The sequence below is a fragment of the Lichenicola cladoniae genome, from assembly GCF_013201075.1.
Classification (GTDB): Bacteria; Pseudomonadota; Alphaproteobacteria; order Acetobacterales; family Acetobacteraceae; genus Lichenicola; species Lichenicola cladoniae.
Genome location: NZ_CP053708.1, coordinates 1,679,013 through 1,701,928, shown reverse-complemented (window position 1 = coordinate 1,701,928; position 22,916 = coordinate 1,679,013). Strand labels below are relative to the sequence as shown.

The 22,916-nt window shown below is 66.1% G+C and carries 18 protein-coding genes; 6 read left to right on the top strand and 12 right to left on the bottom strand.

The genetic code is table 11. From position 1 onward, the window contains the following. Positions 1 to 3 precede the first annotated feature (3 nt). Positions 4 to 2,064: a glycine--tRNA ligase subunit beta gene (gene glyS / locus HN018_RS07835; protein WP_171835061.1), complete on the top strand. Its 2,061-nt coding sequence runs from the start codon at positions 4 to 6 to the stop codon at positions 2,062 to 2,064. On the opposite strand, the gene HN018_RS07830 is transcribed toward glyS, so the two are convergent. From HN018_RS07830 to HN018_RS07785, 10 genes are all read right to left on the bottom strand, one after another. Next, positions 2,045 to 2,437 carry a response regulator gene (locus tag HN018_RS07830; RefSeq protein ID WP_171835062.1) on the bottom strand — a complete coding sequence of 131 codons (393 nt, stop codon included), beginning with the start codon at positions 2,435 to 2,437 and terminating at the stop codon, positions 2,045 to 2,047. The two genes, glyS and HN018_RS07830, sit on opposite strands and share 20 nt — an antisense overlap. Next, complete coding sequence (locus tag HN018_RS07825) at positions 2,437 to 5,742, bottom strand: ATP-binding protein (RefSeq protein WP_171835063.1); 3,306 nt, start codon at positions 5,740 to 5,742, stop codon at positions 2,437 to 2,439. Before HN018_RS07825 ends, HN018_RS07830 begins: the two co-directional genes overlap by 1 nt. A 115-nt stretch (positions 5,743 to 5,857) precedes the next feature. Beyond that, a complete protein-coding gene (locus HN018_RS07820) occupies positions 5,858 to 7,018 on the bottom strand; it encodes an NAD(P)/FAD-dependent oxidoreductase (RefSeq protein ID WP_171835064.1) in 1,161 nt (386 codons plus the stop codon). A 21-nt stretch (positions 7,019 to 7,039) separates the two neighbouring features. Further along, positions 7,040 to 7,765 (bottom strand): methyltransferase domain-containing protein, encoded by a 726-nt coding sequence (locus HN018_RS07815; RefSeq protein ID WP_171835065.1) that lies wholly within the window; start codon positions 7,763 to 7,765, stop codon positions 7,040 to 7,042. 1 nt (position 7,766) lies between these two features. After that, positions 7,767 to 8,834, bottom strand: coding sequence for a type III polyketide synthase (locus HN018_RS07810; protein ID WP_171835066.1), 1,068 nt, complete (start codon positions 8,832 to 8,834; stop codon positions 7,767 to 7,769). A gap of 159 nt (positions 8,835 to 8,993) precedes the next feature. Then, a complete protein-coding gene (locus tag HN018_RS07805; protein ID WP_171835067.1) occupies positions 8,994 to 10,715 on the bottom strand; it encodes a DUF885 domain-containing protein in 1,722 nt (573 codons plus the stop codon). 123 nt (positions 10,716 to 10,838) lie between these two features. After that, complete coding sequence (gene infC, locus HN018_RS07800) at positions 10,839 to 11,360, bottom strand: translation initiation factor IF-3 (RefSeq protein WP_171835068.1); 522 nt, start codon at positions 11,358 to 11,360, stop codon at positions 10,839 to 10,841. 153 nt (positions 11,361 to 11,513) lie between these two features. Next, positions 11,514 to 13,475, bottom strand: coding sequence for a threonine--tRNA ligase (gene thrS, locus HN018_RS07795; protein ID WP_171835069.1), 1,962 nt, complete (start codon positions 13,473 to 13,475; stop codon positions 11,514 to 11,516). 40 nt (positions 13,476 to 13,515) lie between these two features. Next, positions 13,516 to 14,409 carry a glycosyltransferase family 9 protein gene (locus tag HN018_RS07790; protein ID WP_171835070.1) on the bottom strand — a complete coding sequence of 298 codons (894 nt, stop codon included), beginning with the start codon at positions 14,407 to 14,409 and terminating at the stop codon, positions 13,516 to 13,518. Continuing rightward, entirely contained in the window at positions 14,406 to 15,587 is a 1,182-nt protein-coding gene (locus tag HN018_RS07785; protein WP_171835071.1) for a glycosyltransferase family 4 protein, read from the bottom strand. The genes HN018_RS07790 and HN018_RS07785 overlap by 4 nt, the downstream gene beginning before the upstream one ends. Positions 15,588 to 15,722: 135 nt before the next feature. On the opposite strand from HN018_RS07785, the gene HN018_RS07780 reads away from it, so the two are divergent. The 4 genes from HN018_RS07780 (at position 15,723) to HN018_RS07765 (ending at position 18,020) form a co-directional block, all read left to right on the top strand. Further along, the gene (locus HN018_RS07780) at positions 15,723 to 16,235 is read left to right on the top strand and encodes a hypothetical protein (RefSeq protein ID WP_171835072.1); all 513 of its coding nucleotides are present in this window, start codon (positions 15,723 to 15,725) and stop codon (positions 16,233 to 16,235) included. 19 nt (positions 16,236 to 16,254) lie between these two features. Then, a complete protein-coding gene (locus HN018_RS07775; protein ID WP_171835073.1) occupies positions 16,255 to 17,022 on the top strand; it encodes an alpha/beta fold hydrolase in 768 nt (255 codons plus the stop codon). Positions 17,023 to 17,115: 93 nt separating this feature from the next. After that, positions 17,116 to 17,760 carry a hypothetical protein gene (locus HN018_RS07770; RefSeq protein WP_171835074.1) on the top strand — a complete coding sequence of 215 codons (645 nt, stop codon included), beginning with the start codon at positions 17,116 to 17,118 and terminating at the stop codon, positions 17,758 to 17,760. Positions 17,761 to 17,768: 8 nt separating this feature from the next. Beyond that, complete coding sequence (locus HN018_RS07765) at positions 17,769 to 18,020, top strand: hypothetical protein (protein WP_171835075.1); 252 nt, start codon at positions 17,769 to 17,771, stop codon at positions 18,018 to 18,020. A gap of 343 nt (positions 18,021 to 18,363) precedes the next feature. Here the strand turns inward: HN018_RS07765 and HN018_RS07760 are convergent, their stop codons facing one another. Both HN018_RS07760 and HN018_RS07755 read right to left on the bottom strand, forming a co-directional pair. Then, positions 18,364 to 18,648 carry a hypothetical protein gene (locus HN018_RS07760; RefSeq protein ID WP_171835076.1) on the bottom strand — a complete coding sequence of 95 codons (285 nt, stop codon included), beginning with the start codon at positions 18,646 to 18,648 and terminating at the stop codon, positions 18,364 to 18,366. Between the two features lie 409 nt (positions 18,649 to 19,057). Then, the gene (locus tag HN018_RS07755; RefSeq protein ID WP_171835077.1) at positions 19,058 to 19,930 is read right to left on the bottom strand and encodes a formate/nitrite transporter family protein; all 873 of its coding nucleotides are present in this window, start codon (positions 19,928 to 19,930) and stop codon (positions 19,058 to 19,060) included. A 92-nt stretch (positions 19,931 to 20,022) separates the two neighbouring features. On the opposite strand from HN018_RS07755, the gene HN018_RS07750 reads away from it, so the two are divergent. After that, positions 20,023 to 21,057 carry an IS630 family transposase gene (locus tag HN018_RS07750; protein WP_171837663.1) on the top strand — a complete coding sequence of 345 codons (1,035 nt, stop codon included), beginning with the start codon at positions 20,023 to 20,025 and terminating at the stop codon, positions 21,055 to 21,057. Positions 21,058 to 22,916 lie beyond the last annotated feature (1,859 nt).

Genomic DNA, 22,916 nt, shown 5'->3' with positions numbered 1-22,916 from the left:
ATCATGCCCGAGTTGTTTATCGAACTGTTCTGCGAGGAAATCCCGGCGCGGATGCAGGCCCCGGCCGCGGCCGATCTCGCCCGGCTGGTCGTCGAGGCGCTGGCGCCGCTGTCACCGGCCGCGCCGCGCTCGTTCTCCGGTCCGCGCCGGATCGCACTCGCGGTGACGGTCGCCGCCGGCGTCGCGGCCGGCTCCGGCAGCGAGCGCGGCCCGCGCGAAAGCGCTCCCGAGCAGGCGCTCGCCGGCTTCCTGCGCAAGCACCAGGCCAGCCGCGACGCGCTGACCCTGGAGAACGGCTTCTGGGTACTCTCCAGGGAGACGCCGGCGATCGAGGCGGCACGACTGGTGTCCGAGGCGATGCCCGGGCTGCTGCGCCGGTTTCCATGGCCGAAATCGATGCGCTGGGGCGCCACCAGCGCATTCGCGTGGGTCAGGCCGCTGCGCCGGATCGTCTGCCTGCTGGGAGGAGAGGTCGTTCCGTTCAGTCTCGCCGACGGCAGCGACGACGGACACGGACTGGTCGCCTCGGACCTGACCGAAGGGCATCGCTTCCTCTCGCCGGGCGCCGTACGGATCGGGGACGCGGCCGACTGGCAGCAAACCCTTGGCTCGCGTCATGTGAATGTCGATGCGCAGGAGCGCCGGCGTCTGGTCGAGTCCGGCATCGGTGCACTGGCGGCGCAGGAAGGCCTGACCGTGGTCGCGGATGGCGGCCTGCTCGACGAGGTCGCCGGCCTGGTCGAATGGCCGGTGCCGCTGATCGGCAGCATCGGCGACCGCTTCATGGATCTGCCGCCCGAAGTGATGCAGGTGTCGATGCGGGTGAACCAGCGCTACTTCGCGTTGCGCCAGCCGGACGGCCGTGCCGCCCCGCGCTTCGGCTTCATCGCCAACACCATTCCTGGCGACGGCGGCGCCACCATCATCGCCGGTAACGAGCGAGTGCTGGCCGCACGCTTTTCCGATGCGCGCCATTTCTGGGATCTCGACCGCACCGTCACCCTGGCCGGCCGAATCGCGGCCCTGGATGGCGTCACCTTCCATGCGAAGCTCGGCACCCAGGGCGCGCGCGCGGTCCGGCTGCAGTCGCTTGCCGCCGCCGTGGCGACCGCGATCGGCGCGGATGCGATGCAGGCCGCACGCGCAGGGCTGCTGGCCAAGGCCGACCTCACCACCGGCATGGTGGGCGAATTTCCCGAACTCCAGGGGGTGATGGGCGGCTACTACGCCACGCATGACGGCGAGGCCGCGCCGGTTGCCGCCGCGATACGCGAGCACTACCAGCCACGCGGTCCCGGCGATGCGTTGCCGGCGGCGCCGGTGTCCATCGCGGTCGCGCTGGCCGACAAGATCGATACGCTGACGGGGTTCTTCGCGATCGGCGAGAAGCCCGGCGGCTCCGGCGATCCGTATGCGCTTCGTCGCGCCGCCCTCGGCGTGATCCGCATCGTCCGCGAGCATCGGCTCCGGATCGACCTCGATGCGCTGTTCCGCGAGGCGGCATCGTTCTACCCGGACGCACTCGCACGGAACGACGAACTCGCACTCCTGCCCGGCTTCATCGCCGACCGCCTGCGCGTGCAGCTTCGCGCCGAGGGTGCGCGGCATAACGTGCTGACGGCGGTATCGGCCGTCGGACAAGATCCGGACCTTACAAGGCTACTCGCGCGCACCGAGGCGGTTGCAGGGCTGCTCGGCACCGATGACGGCAGGAACCTGCTCGCCGCTGCCAAGCGCGCTGCCAACATCCTGCGCATCGAGGACAAGAAGGACGGTCCGCATGACGGCGCGCCCGACCTGTCCCTGATGATCCAGGCGGAGGAACACGCACTTGCCGATGCGCTCGCCCGGGCGCTGCCGACCATCGATACGGCGCTCGCCGACGAGAGCTACGACGCGGCGATGGCCTCGATGGCCAGCCTGCGCCGGCCGCTCGACGTGTTCTTCGACGCGGTCACGGTCAATGCGGACAGCGCTCCCGTCAGGCGCAACCGGCTGCGCCTCCTGTCGCAGACCCGTGCGACGCTGGCGCGGGTAGCCGACTTCACCCTGATCGAGGGCTGACGCCCAGCGTCGCCGCCACCGCCTGTTCGAATCCCACCGGGCCGAAGGGCTTGGTGAGGACGGGCCGGTCGGCATACCTCGCATCGACACCGCTGCGTCCATAGCCGGTCGCGAAGATGAACGGCACGCCCCGGGCGGCAAGTGCGTCGGCGATCGGGGTACAGCGTTGCCCGGCGACGTTCACGTCGAGGATCGCGCAGTCGAGACCGGTTTCGCGACGGCCGGCGATCGCCAGGCCCTTCTCGACCGTGCCGGCGCATTCGACGGCGGCGCAGCCAAGGTCCATCAGCATGTCCTCGACATACATGGCGACCATCAGCTCGTCGTCGACGACGAGAAACCGCAGGCCGGACAGGATCGCGCCGGCGACCATCAGGCCACGCCCATGATGTCGCCGGAGAATGGCAGGCGCATGGTGCAGCGGACGCCGCCGGGCTCGAAGTGCAGGCGAACCTCGCCGCCGAACATGTCGGGAAGTCCGCTCTCGATGATGCGCGATCCGAAGCCGCGCTTGGTCGGTATGTCGACCGCCGGGCCGCCGGTTTCCGACCAGCTGATATCGACGCACGATGGATCGACCGAGCGATCGATCCGCCAGTCGACGCCGACCCGCCCCGACGGCACCGACAGCGCACCGTATTTCGCGGCGTTGGTCCCCAGTTCGTGGAACGCCATGTTGAGGGAGATGGCGGCGTTCGGGCTCAGCCTGACCGCAGGCCCCTGCGCGGAAACCTGGCTGACCCCGCCATCCTTGTTCGAATAGAACTCCAGCGTCTGGTCGATCACGTCCGCCAGTTGCGCACCGTCCCAGGATGCCTCGGTAAGCAGGTCGTGCGCGCGCGCCAGGGCAGTGATCCTGGCGGTGAGATCGGTCATGAAGGCGGCCGGCGACGTGGCATTCCGTTCCGTCTGCCGCGCGATCGCCTGGACGACCGCCAGCGTGTTCTTGACGCGATGGTTGAGTTCGTCGAGCAGCGTCGTTCGCTGCGCTTCCGCCTGCTTGCGCATCGTCACGTCGAGCGACACGCCGATCATGCGAAGCGGGGTGCCATCCTCGGCATAGACCGCATGACCGCAGACCTCGACCCAGGTGACGCGGCCGTCCGGCCAGACCGTACGGTGCTCGATGTCCAGGGCCGAGCGTGTGTCGATCGCGTGCTGCAATGCGAGGCGCTGGCGGTCCCGGTCCTCGGGGTGGATCCGGCCCAGCAACGCATCGTACATGCTGTGCGGATCCGAACCGTCGATTCCGAAATTCTCGCGCCCGATCGCCGATGCGATCAGGCCGTGTGCCACCAGGTCGAGTTCCCAGCTTCCGAGACGGCCCGCCTCCAGCGCGAATTCCAGACGCCGCTCGGTTTCGTGCAGCGTCGTACGGGCGCGCTCGTTGACGATTTCCGCGAGCAGTTCCTGCTCCCGTATGGCAGCATCCCGACGCTGCCGGGCCAGGTTGATGGCGCCATCGATCCGGGCCCGCAATTCCCGCGCGCTGAACGGCTTGACGATGTAGTCGTCGGCTCCGGCTGCAAGCCCTTCGAGACGAGCCTCCTCTCCGGCACGCGCCGACAGCAGGATCACCACGATCCCGTCGAGGCTGCTGTCCGCGCGGATGTGGCGCAACAGGCCGAATCCATCGAGGCCCGGCATCATCACGTCGGTCAGGATCAGGTCGGGCAACGCGCCCGTGCGCAATGCGGCGACGGCAGCGAGGCCATTCCCGACAAGCTCGACGCGATAGCCGGCCTGGCCGAGAATGCGTGCGACATAGCGCCGCATGTCCGCATTGTCCTCGGCCAGCAATATTCGCGTCCTGCCCTCGACGTCTGGCCGGCCCGTATCATCGCTTGCGGTGTCCGCCAGCCAGCGCGCCGCCTCGTCGGCATAGATGCTTGCCCTTGAGTGTCGCATGGGCTCAGCCACCACCGCCTGGTCGTCCAGCAACGTCCCGGCCGCCAGATGGGCGTGACCAAGCGGGAGCGTCACGCGAAACACCGTTCCCTGGTCTACGACGCTGCTGACGGTGACCGTGCCTGCATGCAGGTGGACCAGGCTCTCGACCAGGGCGAGGCCGATGCCGGTACCTTCGTGCGAGCGGCCGCGCTGGGCATCGACACGATGGAAGCGCTCGAAGATGCGCGGCAGCTCGGCTGCGGGAATACCGATGCCGGTATCCTCGACGATCAACGCCACGGCCCCGTCCTCACGCACCAGCGACACCGAGATCTGTCCGGCGAAGGTGAACTTGAACGCGTTCGACAGCAGGTTGAGAATGATCTTTTCCCACATGTCGCGATCCAGATAGACCGGGGCCTCCAGCGTCGGGCAGTCGACCACCAGCTCCAGGCCCGCGACTTCGCATGCGGACCGGAAATTGCTGGCGAGTTCGCCGGTGAAGCTTGCGAGATCGACCGGCGCGAACCGGGCCTTCAATCGTCCTGCCTCGATACTGGAGAAATCCAGCAACGAGTTGACCAGCTTCAGGACCCGCAACGCATTGCGGTGCGCAACCTGCAGCCGCTCGCGCTGCAATGCCGGCAGGTCGCCGCCATCGGCGAGCGCTTCCTCGATCGGTCCAAGCATCAGGGTCAGCGGCGTGCGGAACTCGTGGCTGACGTTGGAAAAGAACGTGGTCTTGGCACGATCGATCGCCGCCAGCGCCTGCGCCTTGCGAAGCTCGTCCTCGGATGCCTGGGCGTTTGCCAGGGCGGCCCCGACCGCGGCGCCGATCAGTTCGTAGAGCCCGCGATACCCGTCCCCGATCGGCAGTCGCGCGCTGGCGCCGGCGATCATCATCGCGACCGGCAGGCCTGGTCCGGGCACGCTGATCGGCACGGCGAACGCGGCGTCCGGCGGTTCCTCGTACGGGCCGCATTGCCCCGCCGCCAGCATCGCGGCCAGGCCGTCGACCCGCTCGGGGCCCCTCGAGCGGACCGAAGCGGCAATCGGCCAGGGGACCATCGCGTCGAGCCCGATCCTGTCGGGAGTGGCCGCGATATTGCTGGACAGGCCGACCGCGGCCGCCACCCTGTAGCGACGGTCGGACTGGTCCTGCGGTTCCAGCCGGTAGAAAATGACGAACGGCAGGTCGAATGTGAATTCCGCGAGAGTCGCGGCCGCACGTTCGAAAACCGTATCGACATCGTTCGCATCGGAGAGGCGCGCGATCAGGTCACGTACCAGGCGGCTGCGTCGCTCGGCGAGCATCGCGGCGGTCGTTTCGGTGACCGGATGGAACAGCCCGCCGATGCCGCCGGCCTCGTCGTAGATCGGGCTGGTCGAGAAGGTGAAGAACGACTCCTCGAGATAGCCGTTCCGCTTCAGGAACATGCGCTGGTTCTCCAGGAACGAGGTTTGCCCGGCGAGCGCCATGGCGAACGGCTTGCCGATCGCCGGCCATGCCGACGCCCACGAGACCGGATAGCTCATGCCGAGGAAAGCCGGGTGCTGCTCGCCGCACAGCACGCTGTAGCCGTCATTGTAGATCTGGGTGTGTTCCGGGCCCCAGATGATGTTGATCGGGAAATTCGACGCCAGGCAGAGACCGACCGTGGTGCGCAGGCTCTGCGGCCAGTGTTCGATCGGCCCGAGCGGCGTGGCCGACCAGTCCTTCGACCGGACGAGGCCCGCCATCTCGCCCGGGCCGCCGACGAAATTCATCTCGTTCGTGAGGTTCACCATGCTCTGGCAGCCCAGCCACTGGTCTTTCGATGAAGGCAGGTTCGTTTCTCCGAAGCAAGGATGATGCGCCGTCCTGCCGCGGCGGCCGCCTGGCCAGTCATGCACCCAGGCGGGATCAGGCCCGGACGCCGGCGAGGCCACGTTGCAGGGCGGCATCGGGTATGCGGGTCGCGGCCGCGATCGCCGTCGAGATCGCCGGAACCAGCCGGGCGATCGCGACCAGGGGCCGCTGCAACGGCCGCCTGACCGCGCCGAGCGACAGCAATGCGGCCCCCGCGACCTGCCTGCCGACATCGCGACGCATCGCCTCCTGCAGATCGTCCGGCGTGCTGCCCTCTCGCAGCATCCGCGCAGCCAGTGCCGCGCTGTGCAGCGCGATCGACATGCCATCGCCGGTGAAGGACGGGATCACCGCCGACTGGTCGCCGAGACGCCATATGCCCGCCCCGGACGGACCGGCGGTGGCCGGCGCCACGAAGCCATAGGGGATGCCGGAAATGGTCAGCGGACGGGATTGCACCGGCTGCGCGCCGGCCAGGCGCTCGCCCAGCAGGGGTGCATCCTCCGCGACCGAGGCGAGGACCCCGCCCCAGCGTCCGCCGAGTTCGGCCAGGCGACTGCGGCGGACCAGAAGGCACAATGTCGCCTGCCCGTCCTCGACCAGTTGCAGGCCCGCATAGCCACCGGCGAACAGCGTCAGCTCGACCGCGCCGGCCAGGCGGGCCGCCTGGCCGGGCGTCAGCCGGAAATGCTGCTTGAATCCGACCAGGTCGTTCTGCCGGCCGGGTCCGCGTTTCCAGCCGCGCAGATCATGCTTGCCGGTCGCCAGTACGACATCGCGGGCGACGATTTCGCAACCATCCTGCAGGCGCACGCGATGTTCGCCCGGCCCGCCATCCAGCCCGCCGGCCGCGGAGCCCCGTCGCAGGGTCGCCCCGCCCGCCTGCGCACGGGCGAGCAGCGCCTCGTCGAGCACGCGCCGCGAGAGGCCCATGCCCTGGAACGGCAGCACCACCTCCGCCATCGCCCGCCCGGTCGCCAGCCGGACCCGGTCGATCGGCATGCCGCCCAGCCGCGCCGGATCGATGTCCAGGGCGCGCAGGTGCAGCAGGGCCTCGCGCGACAGGAACTCGCCGCAGACCTTGTCGTGCGGGCCCGCCTCGCGCTCGATCAGCGTCACCTGGCGTCCATGCGACGCGCTCTGGATCGCCAGTGCGGCACCGGCCAGACCGCCGCCGATGATCGCGATGTCGGTCGTGGACCTGCCTTGGGTCATTCCGTGAAGCACCTGAGCCCTTTACTGCGCAGGCGGCTTGAAGCGCGACACGCACACCCGGAACGGCAGCCACCATCGGATGGTTGCGGCATCCGGAGGCAGGCCCGCCTGGCCGAGCAGCATCCGCCATTCCGGAACGATGAACGCCCGGCCGAACGAGACCGGGCCATCGTGCTGCACGAACCGATGCCAGCCGGCGGCACGCGACCACAGCTTGAAGCCATAATAGGGCAGCCAGTGCCGTTGCAGGTCGTTCACGAACCAGCCGAGGGTTGCCTGCTGCTCCATCCAGCCCAGGAACCGGACCACCGATGCGTCGTCCAGATGATGGGTGAACAGCGAGGACAGCACGACGTCCGGGGGCTGTTCCGGCCGGTAGTCGAAGATATCCGCGGTCACCCATCGGATCGCCTGCCGCGTCGGCGGTGCCGCTTCGCCGGCGTTCCTGGCCCAGGGCGACAGGTCGACGCTGGTCATGTCGAGTGCGATCCCGCGCCGTGCCGCCCAGCGGTCGATGTCGCGCAGCGCATCGCCGTAGCCGCCGCCGACATCGAGGATGCGCAATGCCCGGCCGGCCGGCAGCCGGCGCACCGCGTGCTTCAGGAAGTGCAGCGTCGGTCGCGTGGCGAGGGTGAGCCGGTTCACCTTCGCCAGGTCGACCAGGCAGCGGCGGAACTCGTCCGGACCGCACGAGGCGTCGTCCATCAGTTCGGGCAGCATGACCCGGTGCGCGAAGCGGCCGGCCATCTCAGGCGACCTGGAAGCGCAGCGTCTCCGCGACCAGTCCCGGCCCGAACCCCATCGCGATGCCGGACGCCCCGGACCGGGCCGTGCGCATCATCCGCTCCAGCACGAACAGGATCGTCGCCGACGACATGTTCCCATACTCGCGCAGGATCTCCCGGGATGCGGACAGCGCGTCCGGAGCGAGCTGCAGCGCATTCTGCACCGCATCCAGCACCGAACGGCCACCCGGGTGCACCGCCCAGAGATCGATTGCATCCGTCGAGGCGCCTTCCAGGATACGGCACCCCGACCGGGTCAGGCCGGCGCCGATCGCGCCCGGCACCTGGCCGGACAGCACCATGTCGAAACCCTGGTCGCCGACCCGCCAGCTGATCAGCGGCGCGGTGTCCGGCAGCAGTTCGGCGTGGAAGCGGTCCAGGCGCAGGCCGACCGGCTCGGCACTCACCAGCGACGCGGCACATCCGTCCGCGAACACCAGGAACGACAGCACCTGCTCCAGGTTGGAGGTGTCCTGCAGATGCAGCGTGCACAGCTCGATATTGACCAGCAGCACGCGCGCCGACGGCTCCGAGCGCACGATATGGCGGGCCAGCTTGAGGGCGTTGAAGGCGGCGTAGCACCCCATGAACCCGACCATGGTGCGCTCGACCGAGGAGCGCAGCCCGAGCTGCGCGACCAGCTCTAGGTCCAGGCCGGGCGCATAGAAACCGGTGCACGACGTCACCACGAGGTGCGTCACCCGGTCGAGCTGCGCGCTATCGCCGAGCCGGCCGATCGCCTGCAGTGCCAGAGGAAGTGCGGCGGTCTCGTAGCAGCCCATGCGGGCCGCCGATGTCGGGAAGGCGCCGCGCCGGTAGAAACCGCCCTCGTCGAGGCTTTCGGAAGTCGGATCGTTCGCCGGCTGCAGGGTCGAATGCCGATGCGAGATGCCGCTGCGGTCGGCCATGCGGTTGAACAGCCGCCGCAGCCGGTCGTCGGTCAGCAATGTCCCGGCAAAGGCCACGAACACGTCGTGCACGTCATGCTCCGGCACGCTGGTGCCGATCCTGTTCAGGAACGCATCTGTCATCGGCCAACCATCTCGCGAACTGGCGGAACCGACATGCTGACGGTTCCGGCACTACAGATCATGCGCCGCCAGGCGCCAGGCAACCAGTCACGGAACGTACCGGCGAAGTCGTCGCACGACAGGCTCGGGATGGCGATCCGGGCCTGCCCCGCGCCCCGCTCAGAGCATCGGCGCGTCGTGCCCGGTCAGTTCGCGCCGGATGATCGTCATCGGCACCAGGCCTGCGCCCAGCAGCCCGTCATGGAAGCGCGTGAGAGAGAACGCCGCACCCTGGCTGCGCTGCATGTCATCGCGCAGGTGCAGGATCATCAGCTTGCCGAGCGTGTAGGAGTAGTAGCCGGGGTCCTCGGTACCGCGACGGGCCTCCTTGTAGGCCGACATCGGCGACTGGAAGCACTCGGTCTGCATCAGGCTGGTGGCGTCGGCGAGGCTCATGCCCTGTGCCTGCATGCCGAATGCGTCGACCAGACGGCAGTCGCGCAGCAGGGCATCCTGCAGCTGCATCAGCCGTATCTTCAGGTCGCCGCCGCCGAAGCCCTGGTCGACCATCATCTGCTCGGAATAATGCGCCCAGCCCTCGGTGGTGGCGTAGGACTGCGCCGCCTTGCGGATCAGCGACCACTCCGGATGCGCCCGCAACGTCAGGCCCTGGACGAAGTGGCCCGGCATCGCCTCGTGCGCGGTGGTGATCTCGAGCTCGGGACGGTTGAAGTCGCCCAGCGCCTGCTCGACCTGCTCCGGTGTGAACGCCGAGGATGGCGGCGTGATGTAGTAGAACGAGGTCTGCGCACCCGGCCGGGTGCTGGTCTCGAACGCGCCCGGCCAGTCCATCGCGGCGGTGATCAGCGCGCGCTGGAACGGCGGCGTCTCGATCACCGTCGGCAGGATCATCGCCGGCAGGGTGACGATGTGGTGGCCGACCACGAAATCCTGCAGCCCGTGCAGCTGGTCGGTCGCGGTGGCGATCAGCTTGTTGGCCGGCGGATGGTCGTGCCGCACCAGCACCAGGCTGTCGGCCGGGTGCGCCTTGTCGAGACGGCGCTCGATCTCGATGAAGGCCGCCTTGTCCTTGGCGAGCTGGGCGCGGCCGGCGGCGACCACGGTGTCGATCGGCAGGTCGACGAGGTCGGCTGCCAGCAGGGCGCGCATGACGTCCGGCCCGAGCACGAAGCTGCCGCTCGCCTTCAGGCCGCCGAGGAACGCCTTGTAGCGGGTGAAGGCGGCGAGCGTGACCTTGGTCGAGGCTGCGAGCTGGTTCTGCAGCGCCTGGTCGCGCACGCCGGCGAAGGCCTCCGGCACATCCTTGGCGACGAAGCTGAACGAGCCGTCGAGATCCTCGCGGGCGATGTCGAGGAACACCTGCGGCACGCCCGCGAGCTGGGTCTCGGCCAGCGCCAGCATCGCCGGGATCGCCTGCTCGCGGGCGATCACCGCGCGCAGGCGATCGGCCGGCGGCGCGTAGTCCCGGTCGATCAGCGAATAGACGGCGTTGGTCGCGAGCGAGATGTAGCTGTCGGGATCGTGGTGGAACGGCTGGATGCGCTCGTTCGCCAGCAGCTCGCGGCCGATGGCGGCGGCGAGCACGTCGCGGTCGTCACGCTCGGGCGGCGACAGGCCGGCGGTGTCCAGCGCGGCGATCTCGGCCTGCTCGCCATGCAGCCGTGTGGTCTGAGCGGCGATCGCAGCGAACGACACGTCGTCGAGCCGGCTGTCGCCCTGGTGTATCCCGAGTTGCGTTGCCGAGACCGGCCCCGCCGCCCAGTCGGCCTGGTAATGCGCCTGCGCCAGCTCGGCGAGGCTACGGGCCCGGGCACCGCCCGAGACGCAGAGCAGGAACGGGATTGCGTAGGTGACGGCATGCCGGAAGGTCGTCGATTTCATCGGCCGACGTTACGCAGGAGGTTCGACTGCCGACAAGTGCCCGACAGCCCCGGGCCGGACACGAAAAAGCCCGGCTGCCTGCGCAGCCGGGCCGATCCGGTAACCTGGAGCCGAACGATCGGATCAGCGCGGCGAGAGCACCATGATCATCTGGCGGTTTTCCATGCGGGGCATCTGCTCGACCTTGGCACGCTCGTCCATGTCGCCGCGGATACGCTCCAGCACCTTCACGCCGAGATCCTGATGGGCCATCTCGCGGCCTCGGAAGCGGAGCGTCACCTTCACCTTGTCGCCGTCCTCGATGAACGACTTCATGGCGCGCATCTTAACCTGGTAGTCATTCTCGTCGATATTCGGACGAACCTTGACCTCCTTGATCTCGATGACCTTCTGCTTCTTCCGGGCCTCGTTCTTCTTCTTCTGCTGCTCGTACTTGAACTTGCCGTAGTCGAGAATCTTCACGACCGGGGGTTCTGCGTTCGGGCTGATTTCGAGCAGGTCGAGGCCGACGGAGAAGGCGCGCTGCATCGCGTCGCGCGTGGTCATCACGCCCTGCATCTCGCCTTCCTCGTCGATCAGACGAACATTCGGAACGCGGATCTCTTCGTTGACGCGGGGGCCCTCGCGAGTCGGCGGCGCGGGCATCGGGGGTCTGGCTATTGGACTGCTCCTGTCACTGTTGAAACGGCTCGTGCCGGCCGCGCTATGAACGCTAGGCCGGCCTCAGATGCTACCATGCGGGCTGTGTCAAGACCCGTCCGCCGACGCAACCCTGCTGCGCCGGTCCGGCAGGCTGGATTACGAAGTCGGCAGATGCTGATTCAGGCCCCGTCCATTCCGCTTGAGGTCGGGTGGCGTCGCCTCGAGTGCAAGGGCCGCCACTGCCTCGTCGAGCGAAACGACCTCCTGCGACGCGCCGCCCAGCCTGCGCATCGCCACGGTGCGGGCCTCCGCTTCCTTGCGGCCGACCACCAGGATCACCGGGACCCGCGCCAGGCTGTGGGTGCGGATCTTGGCGTTGATCTTCTCGTTCGCGGTGTCGGCGGTCACGACCAGGCCGGCATGGCGCAGGGCTTGCGCCACTTCCAGCGCGTACGGCTCGGCATCGCTGACGATCGACGCCACCACCACCTGCACCGGCGCCAGCCAGAGCGGGAACTTGCCGGCATACTGCTCGATCAGGATGCCCAGGAAACGCTCGAAGCTGCCGACGATGGCACGGTGCAGCATGACCGGACGATGCCGGGTGCTGTCGTCGCCGATATAGCTGGCGTCCAGCCGGTCCGGCAGCACGTAGTCGACCTGCAGCGTGCCGCACTGCCAGTCGCGGCCGATCGCGTCGCGCAGCACGAATTCCAGCTTGGGGCCGTAGAACGCCCCCTCGCCCGGGTTCAGCTCGTACTCGACGCCGGCCAGCCGGCAGGCCTCGATCAGTGCCGCCTCGGCCTTGTCCCACGATGCATCGTCGCCGGCCCGGCTGTCCGGGCGGTCGGCGAACTTCACCACGAACCCGTCGAAGCCGAGATCGGCATAGACCTGCGTCAGCATGGCCACGAAGCGCGCGGTCTCAGGCGCGATCTGCTCCTCGGTGCAGAAGATGTGCGCGTCGTCCTGTACGAACGAGCGCACCCGCATGATGCCGTGCAGCGCGCCGGACGGCTCGTAGCGATGGCAGGCGCCGAACTCGGCCATGCGCAGCGGCAGCTCGCGATACGAGCGCAGGCCGTGCTTGAAGATCTGCACGTGGCACGGGCAGTTCATCGGCTTCAGGGCGAGAACCTTGTCCTCGTCCTCGACCGTCGCGATGAACATGTGCTCGCGATATTTCTCCCAGTGCCCGGACGCCTCCCACAGCGAGCGATCGACCAGCTGCGGGGTCCGCACCTCCTGGTAGCCCTCGCCGTTCTGCATCCGGCGCATGTAGTCCTGCAGCGTCGAGTACAGGCGCCAGCCCTTCGGGTGCCAGAAGATCGAGCCGGTGGCTTCCTCCTGGAAGTGGAACAGGTCCATCTCGCGGCCGATGCGGCGATGGTCGCGCTTCTCGGCTTCCTCGAGCTGCAGCAGGTGCGCCTCGAGCTCCTTCCCGTCGCGCCAGGCGGTGCCGTAGATGCGGGTCAGCATCGGGTTGCGATGGTCGCCGCGCCAGTAGGCGCCGGCCACCTTCATCAGCTTGAAGGCGGTGCCGACATCGCCGGTGCCGCGCATGTGCGGCCCGCGGCAGAGGTCGAGCCACTCGCCCTGCCGGTAGATCGAGATCGGCACGTCCCCGGGCAGGTCGCGGATCAGCTCGGCCTTGTAGCGTTCGCCACGGGCCTCGAAGAAGGCGATCGCCTCCTCGCGCGGCCATTCCTCGCGCACGAAGCCGGCGTTGGCGGCGACGATCTCGCGCATGCGGGCCTCGATCGCCGGGAAATCGTCCGGGGTGAACGGCTCGTTGCGGGCGAAATCGTAATAGAAGCCGTTCTCGATCGGCGGCCCGATGGTGACCTGGGTGCCGGGATGCAGCGACTGCACCGCCTCGGCGAGCACATGCGCCACGTCATGGCGGATCATCTCCAGCGCCACGCCGTCCTTGCGGGTGATGAAGCGCACCGAGGCATCGGCCGCGATCTCGCGGGACAGGTCGACCAGCGTGCCGTCCAGCTCCATCGCCAGGGCGGCCTTGGCCAGGCCCGGGCCGATCGCGAGGGCCACGTCCGTGCCCGTGACCGGTCCGTCGAACTGGCGGATTGATCCGTCGGGCAGGGTGATGGCGGGCATGGGGAACGCTTCCAGCAAATAGTAGGCGCCCCGTATGGCGTCAGGGCAGCAGGGCCGCAACCCTGGACACCGGCAGGTCGCCCAGGTCCGGCACGCGCAGCACGCTCACCGAGCGGCCGACCGGCGCGGTCAGGGCCGGGTCGCTCTCCGCCGAGAACAGGACGATCGACGGGCAGCCCATCGACGCCGCCAGGTGCATCGGCCCGGTATCGTTGCCGACCGCCACCGTCGACCGCGCCGCCAGGCCGCCGAGCGCCAGCAGGCTGGTCTGGCCGGTGAGGTCAAGCGCCTCCGGGCAGAGTGCGCGGATCTCGGCGGCCAGCGGCGCGTCCGCGGCGCTGCCGATCACCACCGGCTGCAGGCCCCTGTCGCGCATGATCGTGGCCAACGCCGCGAACCGGTCCGCCGGCCAGCGCTTGGCCGGGCGGTGCGGTGCGGCACCCGGCACCAGCAGTCCGAACGGCGACGGAACCGGCGGTCCGCCGCGCGCCAGCCAGGACAGGTCCGGATCAGGCACCGATGCGATGCCGGCGCTGGCGAGCTGGCCGGCCTGCCGGATGCGCGTGTGCAGGCGGTCGCGTTCGGGATCGGCGTCCGGATGCGAGGCGCCGCGTGCGATGCCGGACCAGTCGGGACGGCCGGCGAGCAGGAAATACCGCGACGACCGGCCCGAGGTCTGCAGGTCGTACACGAGGTCCTGCCCGCGCAGGATCGCGCGCAGCCGCTTCAGTTCGGCGAGGTCCCACCAGGAGGGCCGGCTGTCGATGGCGACCGCGTCGAACCACGGGCTCGCGGTGGCGAGGCCGACGAAGGGTGCGGTGGTCAGCAGGGTGATGTGGGCGTCCGGGTGATGCGCGCGGATGGCGGCGAACGGCGCGAAGGCCAGCACGAAGTCGCCGAGTGCCCCCAGCTTGATGACCACGATGCGCTTCATGCGATGGCATCCGGGAATGGCCGCCCGAGCAGCTCCTCGTACACCGACAGCGTGGCGTCCTGCATCGCCTGGGTGGTGTACCGGTCCAGCACGTGGGCGCGGGCCTGCTCGCCGAGCCAGGCGCGATGGTCCGGCGCCAGCAGCAGCGCGTGCCGGATCAGTTCGGACAGCGCCTGGACGTCGCCCGGCGGGAAGCTGAAGCCGGTGATGCCGTGCTCGACGGTTTCGAGCGCCGCGCCGTGGCCCGCGACCAGCACGGTCCGCTGCATCGCCTGCGCCTCGACCACGGTGCGACCGAACGGCTCCGGCTTCAGCGACGGCACCACCACCACGTCCGCCATTGCCAGCGCCGCCGGCATGTCGGCGCAATGGCCGGCGAAGCGCAGCCGGGACCGCAGGCCGAGCCGGTCGGCCTGGGCGAGCAGCGTGCCGGCGAACCCGCCCGTGCCCTCCTTTGCCGGACCGACCATGACGCAGACCCAGTCCGGGCCGGGCGACTGCGCCTCCATCCGGGCCAGCGCATCGAGCAGCAGCGCGTGGCCTTTCCATGCGGTGATCCGGGCCGGCAGCATGATCACCTGGGCGCCGTCGGGCAGCGCCCATTCGCGGGCCAGCGCATGGATGCGGTCGCCGCGCACGATGGCGGGATCGAAGCTCGCGGTGTCCGCGCCGCGCGGGATGATCCGCAGCCGGTCGGTGCCGACGCCGTAGCGGCCGGCGATGCGCTCGGCCACGTAGTTGCTGATCGCGATGACCCGCTCGCCGGACGCCATGACGGCGTTGTAGCGCCGCTTGAACGGGAAGTTCTCGCTGTAGACGCCGTGCCAGGTGGTGAGGAACGGCGTGCCGGTGCGCCGTGTCGCGATCCTCGCCGACCAGGCCGGGCCGCGCGAGCGTGCATGCACCAGCTCGACCTTGTGCCGGCGGATCAGCCGGGCCAGCCGGCCGGCATTGAGCCAGATCGACAGCGGATCCTTGGTCATCAGGTCGAGGGCCAAGTGGACGCCCCCCGCCCGCTCCAGCAGCGGCACCAGCCTTCCGCCGGCGCTGGCGACCAGGGCGGTGCCGCCGGCCTGCACGATCGCCCGCGCCATCTCGATGGTGCCGCGCTCGACGCCGCCGGCCTGCAAGGCAGGCAGCACCTGCAGGATGACCGGTGGGTGGGCGGCGATCGACATGGGCGCGCCATAGCATGGGACCACGCCGGAAACACCAGCCCGGGCGCGGCGAACGGTGCGGCGCACAGGGTGTTGCGCGAACTCCGAGGGCGACGCGATCGTTCCGGGTCCGGCAGCAGGCCAGGAGACGATTGGATGGCAACCACCGCGAAGAAGACCGACCCGAAGCTCTGGGACAGCGTGAAGGCCGAGATCACCGACGGCGACAAGGGCGGCCATGCCGGCCAGTGGTCGGCGCGGAAGGCCCAGCTCGCCACCGCCGAATACAAGAAGCGCGGCGGGACCTATGCCGGCCCGAAGACCGAGGACAACCATCTGAGGCAGTGGACCCGCGAGGATTGGGGCACAAAGTCCGGCGACACCTTGGAGCATACCGGCGAGCGCTATCTGCCGAAGGAGGCGCGGGATGCGCTGGACCCGAAGGACTACAAGCGCACCACGGAAAAGAAGCGCGCCGACACCGAAAAGGGCCTGCAGTTCTCGAAGCAGCCGGCCGACATCGCCGCCAAGACCGCGAAGCATCGCGACACCGGCAAGACCGACCTAGCAACCCTCACCCGGGCCGAGCTGCTGCGGAAGGCGGCCGGGCGGAACATCGCCGGGCGCTCGCGGCTGAAGAAGGCCGAGCTGGTCGCGGCGCTGACCTGACCGGGCTATCCTCGCCCGCATGAGCAACGAGACCCTGCACCAGATCACCCGCCCCGACGGCATCCGGCTCGCCGCGCGGCACCTGCCCGGCCGCGCGCCGACCATCGTGTTCCTGCCCGGGCTGCGCAGCGACATGACCGGCGACAAGGCCCGCGCGCTGGTCGCCTTCGCGGAGGCACGGGGCCAGGCGATGCTGCGGCTGGATTATTCCGGCCATGGCGAGAGCGGCGGCCGGTTCGACGAGGGCAGCGTCGCGGTGTGGCGCGACGACGCGATCGCCATCATCGACGCGCTGGCGCCGGGGCCGGTGGTGCTGGTGGGATCGTCGATGGGCGGCTGGATCGCGCTGATGGTGGCGATCGGGCTGGCCGGCGAGGCCCGCGTGCGCGGACTGGTGGGGATCGCCGCCGCACCGGACTTTACGCGCGAAATGGTGGCGCGACTGCCGCCGATCGCGCTGGAGGCGCTGGCGCGGGACGGACGGGTGGTGCTGCCGGCGGAACCGGATCCGCTGGTGCTGACGAGCCGGGCGGTGGCGGACGGCGAGGCGTGCAGCCTGATGGACGGGCCGATCGCGGTGGCGTGCCCGGTCCGGCTGCTGCATGGGCAGCGCGACGACGTGGTGTCGTGGAAGACGGCGCTGGAGATCGCCAAGCTGGTGACGAGCGAGGATTGCGTGGTCACGCTGGTGAAGGACGGTGATCACCGGTTGTCGCGGGTGCAGGATATCGGGCTTCTGCAGGCAGTGCTTCAGTCCTTGCTGAACGGGCAAACAGCGTCTTCCTGAAGGGAGCATCCGGCAGATTATCGCGAAAAAGCCGACTGACTTGCCGGGACATTCTAGGGACCTACAAGCACCGAGGACGAAGAGGAAAACCCCATGCCTACAGGAAGCTCGAAACTCAGTGACCCGAACCTGGAGTTACTGCTTGCACAGACCAGATGGGGCACCGGTGGCGTCAACGCCAGGATCAAGAGTTCGCCGAACCCAGACATGTATCGTGCCCTGTGGGCTGCGTTGCCACTGTATCGGATGGCAACGCCGGCTTTCCGAAAACTTGTTGATCAAGCGATTGAGGGTGCGAACAGGCAGAGCAAGTGGACCATTTACCCAAGCTCTGTGCTTCAAGCAAAGCACGACATGATGGCTTCACCCACAGATTATCCGTTTTGCTTAACGCCGGATGAGTGGAAGGTGAACTGCACCCGACAGTGGGGCGGAAAGATCGACGGTAACGATTATACCCCGCCAAATGTTTACCGGGATGCGGGCGCGATTATCGCGAAAACGTTGTTCGCCACGTTCGTCGGCGCCGCCGCGATCGCGGTCATTCCTGAGACCGCCCTCGCTGGCGTAATGATAGCCGGGGTAGGAGGTGCCGCGCTAGCCCGGTCGGCGGCAATCGCCGTTTCAAACACGGTGGCGGAGGGCACCTTCGTCAGCAACAATCCGATAACCGATGCCAAGCAGGCAGAGCAATGGCGAAAGTATTCACTCGAGAACCGGAGGCGCAAGCTGAGATGAGGACCGGAATGCATCCGTTGGTCGGTCGGGTGACAGGTGGCATCGTCGTAATCCTATGTTTCATTGCTTTGATGTCGAGCAACATCATCGCGATGATCGCCAGTGCAATGATGCTTCTTCTTTGGGCGCTCTATCAACAGTCGCAGGAAATCAGCGAGCGGGACCGAGCTCTCATGAAGTTCTGCTCTGTTGTTGGACCAATCGTCATTGTCCTCTTGATCGGCTACTGGCTGATGGACAGGTTTAAGCTCTGGCCTTGATCGTATGGTGGGCGCTACGCTCATCTGTCTCCTGCCTACCGGCACGCAGTCCGGCGCCGGTGGGCAAGCGAGTAGTGCCTTGGACGCTTTGGAACACTGACAACTTCCATCGTGCCGTTCTACTGGCTACGAACCCGGGCGAAGATGCCGGTGGCGTCATAGGGGACCACAAGGGCCTTCCTTGACTGAAAGCCTGCGCAGTCGGGGCCGTCCCAAACTCGAAAAATGTCTGCTTCCACGCCTGCAAATGTCTACGTTTATAGTCGGCACGAAGAAGTGCCGAAATCGTTGCAAAGGGCGCGGAGGGGTGAGAGACCGGCGTCGTCTTTATTGCTTTTTCAGCCTAAGACAATCCAAGCTCATCCATGCGTGCGCTGAAAATGAGGAGCACGAAACAACCTAACACCGTCAGTTGAATCAGAGTCCTCATCCGCCTGCCGAAAGGCTCGGGAACGAAGCACGTGACGGTCAAAACCGCCAGGGTGACGACGATGGCCCAATCCAAAGGAACCGGAATCACGTCCTGTATGGTGCGACGCAGCGTCGTTGCGGACCAGCTGCCGACCATGAGACACGCCACGTAAAGCCAGCCCGACCAGGCGTCGAGTCGCGTGAACGCGGCTTCCATCACAATCTGTAGAACGTCGCTAGCATGAGGATCACGGCGGAGCTTACCAGAACCCAGCGGCGCGACATGACCAACACAACCAGGCACAGGGATTGGAGGGCGAGGATCGTTACCTCGAGCGGCGTGCCATGCGTGTCGGATCGCAGGTAGCTCATGGCGAGCCACACGCAGGCCATGACGATGTATGTGGCAGTGGTGGAGGCAGAAGGCGACGGCTCCCAGGCGCGCCTTATCGGCGGTATGGCTGGAGGTGAAGCTCGGTCAATACGGTCCTCACTCTCGTCGCCCAGGCGCCGAGCGATATCCCGAGGTAGGTACCGCTACCGGAATGGCGCAACCGCATCGCGTGCATACCTTTTCAAAGACAGACCACGCCAGTTCCTTAATCTGGCCTGTGATGCCGTCGAGGTCAATCCTGCACCGCGCTCGCGACCTGTCCGGAGTTGAGCGCGGCGACCAGGGCCACGCCGCCTACGACGTTTCCGAGCAAGGTAGGGGTGAAGAAGCGCCACAAATAATCGGTGATGCTAGCTTGGTCCGAGAGAACGAGGAAGCTTGCATCCACCGAGCCGACAACGATGTGCGCGAACCCTGCCACGGTGACCAGCCAGGTGAGCAGCACGATCACCGCGGACCGGGATTGCCCTGCCCCGGGTATCAGCCACACCATCAGCGCGATCAGCCAGCCCGCGAAAATCCCCCTCATGGTCGTAATCCAGAACGACCCTTCGACGACGTGCCGGCTGATCGCCAGGAACGCTTCCTTGACCTCCGGCGGGAAAAGGCTTGTCCCTGCGAGGACGGCCGAAATAGCCCAGGTGCCGGCGAGGTTGGCGGCGAGAACGAGCGCCCAGAGGCGCACGACCAAGCCGAGGGTGCGTAGGTCGCGATTGTAAAGGAGCGGCAGCACCGGGGTCAGCGTATTCTCGGTGAAGAGTTGCTGGCGTCCGAGTACGACGATCAGGAAGCCGATCGTATAACCGAACTTGGCTACGAGGTCCCGCCAGGGCGCATCGGGCAGGTGTGCTCGAAGCACCCCCTCGGCGATCAGGGAGAACCCCATCGCAAGCCCGGCTGCGAGTCCGGACAGCAGGAGCGCCGTGACCGGCCGGCTGAGTTCGCTTTCGCCCTCCGCGCGGATCGTCTCATGGATGAGAGCCGCGTTCGGGCGGCTATGCGCTTCGATGATCTTCCGCTCGGGCTCGGACACCGCCGACAGGCTTGATGCGTCGCTGAGCGCGTGCCCACTGGGCTCTGCTTGGTCGTCCTCAGACTGGCTCATGGGATCATCTCATATAAAGAGCTACTACTCACAAGTCGGTGACATAGGCTACAATCCCTTGTACTAGTATCTGCCATTTGATACGGTCAGGCATGAAGAGAGATGGCCGAACTTTTGATCATGGGACGCTGGAAGCCATACGGCTGATGGCAGTTGAACGCGTTCGCGACGGTGAACGGCCGTCCTCTGTCGTAGCGTCGTATGGCTTCTGCCGGACCACGATCTACAAATGGCTCAGAGCAGCGTCAACGCCTGAACTGGGAGATGAGGCGCTGCATTCGACAAAGTCTCTGGGCCCGCCGCGCAGTCTGACGCCAAGTCAGGAGCAGCAGGTGTTCCTTTGGGTCAATGGGAAAGATCCTCGTCAGTATGGTCTGGATTTCGGTCTTTGGACGCGCTCCATGATCTCCGCTTTGATCGAGGAGAAGTTCGGCATCAAAATTGGCTTGACGGCAGTCGGCACCCTACTGGCGAGGCTGGAGCTCACGCCGCAGAAGCCGTTGCAGAGGGCTTATCAACGCGACCCTGAAGCCATCCAGACGTGGCAGCGTGATACGTTTCCTTCTATTGCCAGTAGAGCAAAAAGCGAGGGCGGCGAGATCTACTTCTGGGACGAATCGGGGTTCCGTGCCGATACGGTGCATGGGAAGACCTGGGGCAAGAAGGGACAAACACCGGTTGTCGAGCGCCCGGGTCAACGGCAGTCGATCAGCGCGGCATCAGCCGTCAACGCTCGCGGTGCGTTCTGGTATTGCACCTACCAGGGCGGCCTCAACGCGGAGCTGTTTATCGTCCTACTGAAGATGATGATGCGTAACCGCCGCAAGCCTGTTCATCTCGTAGTCGATGGTCTTCCAGCCCACAAGACAAAGCTCGTGAACGCCTACATCCAATCAACCAACGGGATGCTGACGCTTCACTTTCTTCCCGGCTACGCTCCCGATCTTAACCCGGACGAGCTCGTGTGGAGCCACATCAAGCGTACCGGTGTAGCCAGAACACCATTGCGGAAGGGCGATAGCTTGGGCGAGAAGATCGAGGGTCAGCTTGCCAAACTCAAACGTATGCCCAAGCTGGTGCGCTCATTCTTCAGAGTGGCAAGTGTAGCTTATATCACCGACTGCTGAGTAAGATGGAGGATTCTGAAGATTATCCTTAAAATATAACCTCGACCATCCAGGTCTTCGTTGAAATTAGACAACGTTGTTTCGATGCTTGAGATTGTTCACCTTTGTAGGAGGCACTGACTGAGCCGAGCTAACTTCGCTGGGCCGTCGCGGCTGAAGAAGACAAAACTGGCCGCGGTGCCTTTGTGTCCGGGCTGTCGTCGTCCACATGAGTAACGAGCCGACCATCGTGTTTCGCCCCGGGCTGCATAGCGACATGACTGGCGACAAGGCCCGCACGCTACTTGCCTTCGTCAAGGCACGGGGCTAGGCGATGCTGCAGCCCTCGGAATTCTATTGATCTTTTGTGGTCTGTCTTATGCAATAATCTTACCTTGGCGGATATTAGATCAGTATTTCAAACGCTGTATCTGCAACAACAACTTCAAATATTTAAGCTTTCATACAGATCGGCTAGCGTTGCTTGCGAGTGTTCTCCTGTCTTGTAGGTGCGCATCGCGGTGGAAATTCGGAAATATACTGGCAAGTAATACTTCTTGAGGATGCCACAGTATTTCTTCACTTTATTTAAGTGCGTGAGCACAGTAGCAGCCGAACTATATAATCTCTAAGATACACGCTCCGGCGCTTCAAGCAGAGAATTAACATTAACTTGAAAAGTGCACACAGTATGACACCGGCAAGACCGTCCTTGTGGCGCCAAGGCGGGCAGCGTTCCTTCCGCAAGTCAGCTCTGTGAAACATCAACATCGTTTCGCCGCTCAAGAAGGCTCAATTATCACGCGCTAACGGTCTGCTACGCTATCGCATGCTTGTGACGCCTTTCCTTCCCGTCCTTATCGCTCGATCGGGCCAGCTTGCACACCTCGACGCGCCCGGGTTCTCCTTGAGGAACGCATCTGGGTTGCTAGCAAGAAAAGCGTCCGCGCCCTCCGCTAACAAGCTCAGTTCGGAGCAACTCAGAAACCTTGGCATCGCGACGCCCCACCAGCTGCGCCAGATCGATCATCGTGTTCGCGAGCAACAGAGTGCAGTGCCATCGACCGTGTGCCGCCGCCGTTTCGGGGCTATCAAGCCTGTCCGAGCATCTGGTGCGACACGATACCGCCAATTATAATCGCGTGGTGCACGTGGAACAACCAGACATGAACCATGAGGTGAGCTGTATCTCCACCCTGTCGAAAGTAAAGGCACGCTACCGGGTCGATGCACATCTCTTGCTACATTGGCGGACATGCACGAAAAGGTGGTCTTCCCGGTCGATCAGCAGGCTGACCTATGTCATGCAGGAGATCGCCGCTGTAACGGTTGGGGATTTCCACCACGACCGAGGGTCCGACGCGTTGGGGCTGAAACATCAAGGAGGTGGACGCGGTGCCTTTCCGTCCAATCCGTAAGCGGCACAGCGGATGTACACTATCTCGATCAAGCCATCCCCGGGAATAAGAATGACGGGCCACCGTTCCGGCCGCGGCGGGGCAGCACTAGCCGCACGACGCCGTCGGCAGATTGGACCGGAGGCAGTTAAATGTTCGTTGGAAATACGCCGCTGGCATTGGCTAATGCGACGAATTTTGGACATACTGATACGAGCGACATTTTTTCATGTCGTCAAAACGGGGACCGATTGCAAGACATGCAGAAATTCGTTGGCTACCGTGGTCCGTCTTTTACCAGGCTTTATGACTGCTGAGGGTAGAACCCCGATCACGCAGGAAGACTCCCTCTAACCTACTCATACTACGTAACTAATGGGCCGCTGCTTAACATGAAGTCTCCAAACTTTGATACCCGCTCGGCCCCGCTGAGAACAATATTTTCTCCGTCAAATCTGGAAAAGATTTGGACAACCAAAGTCC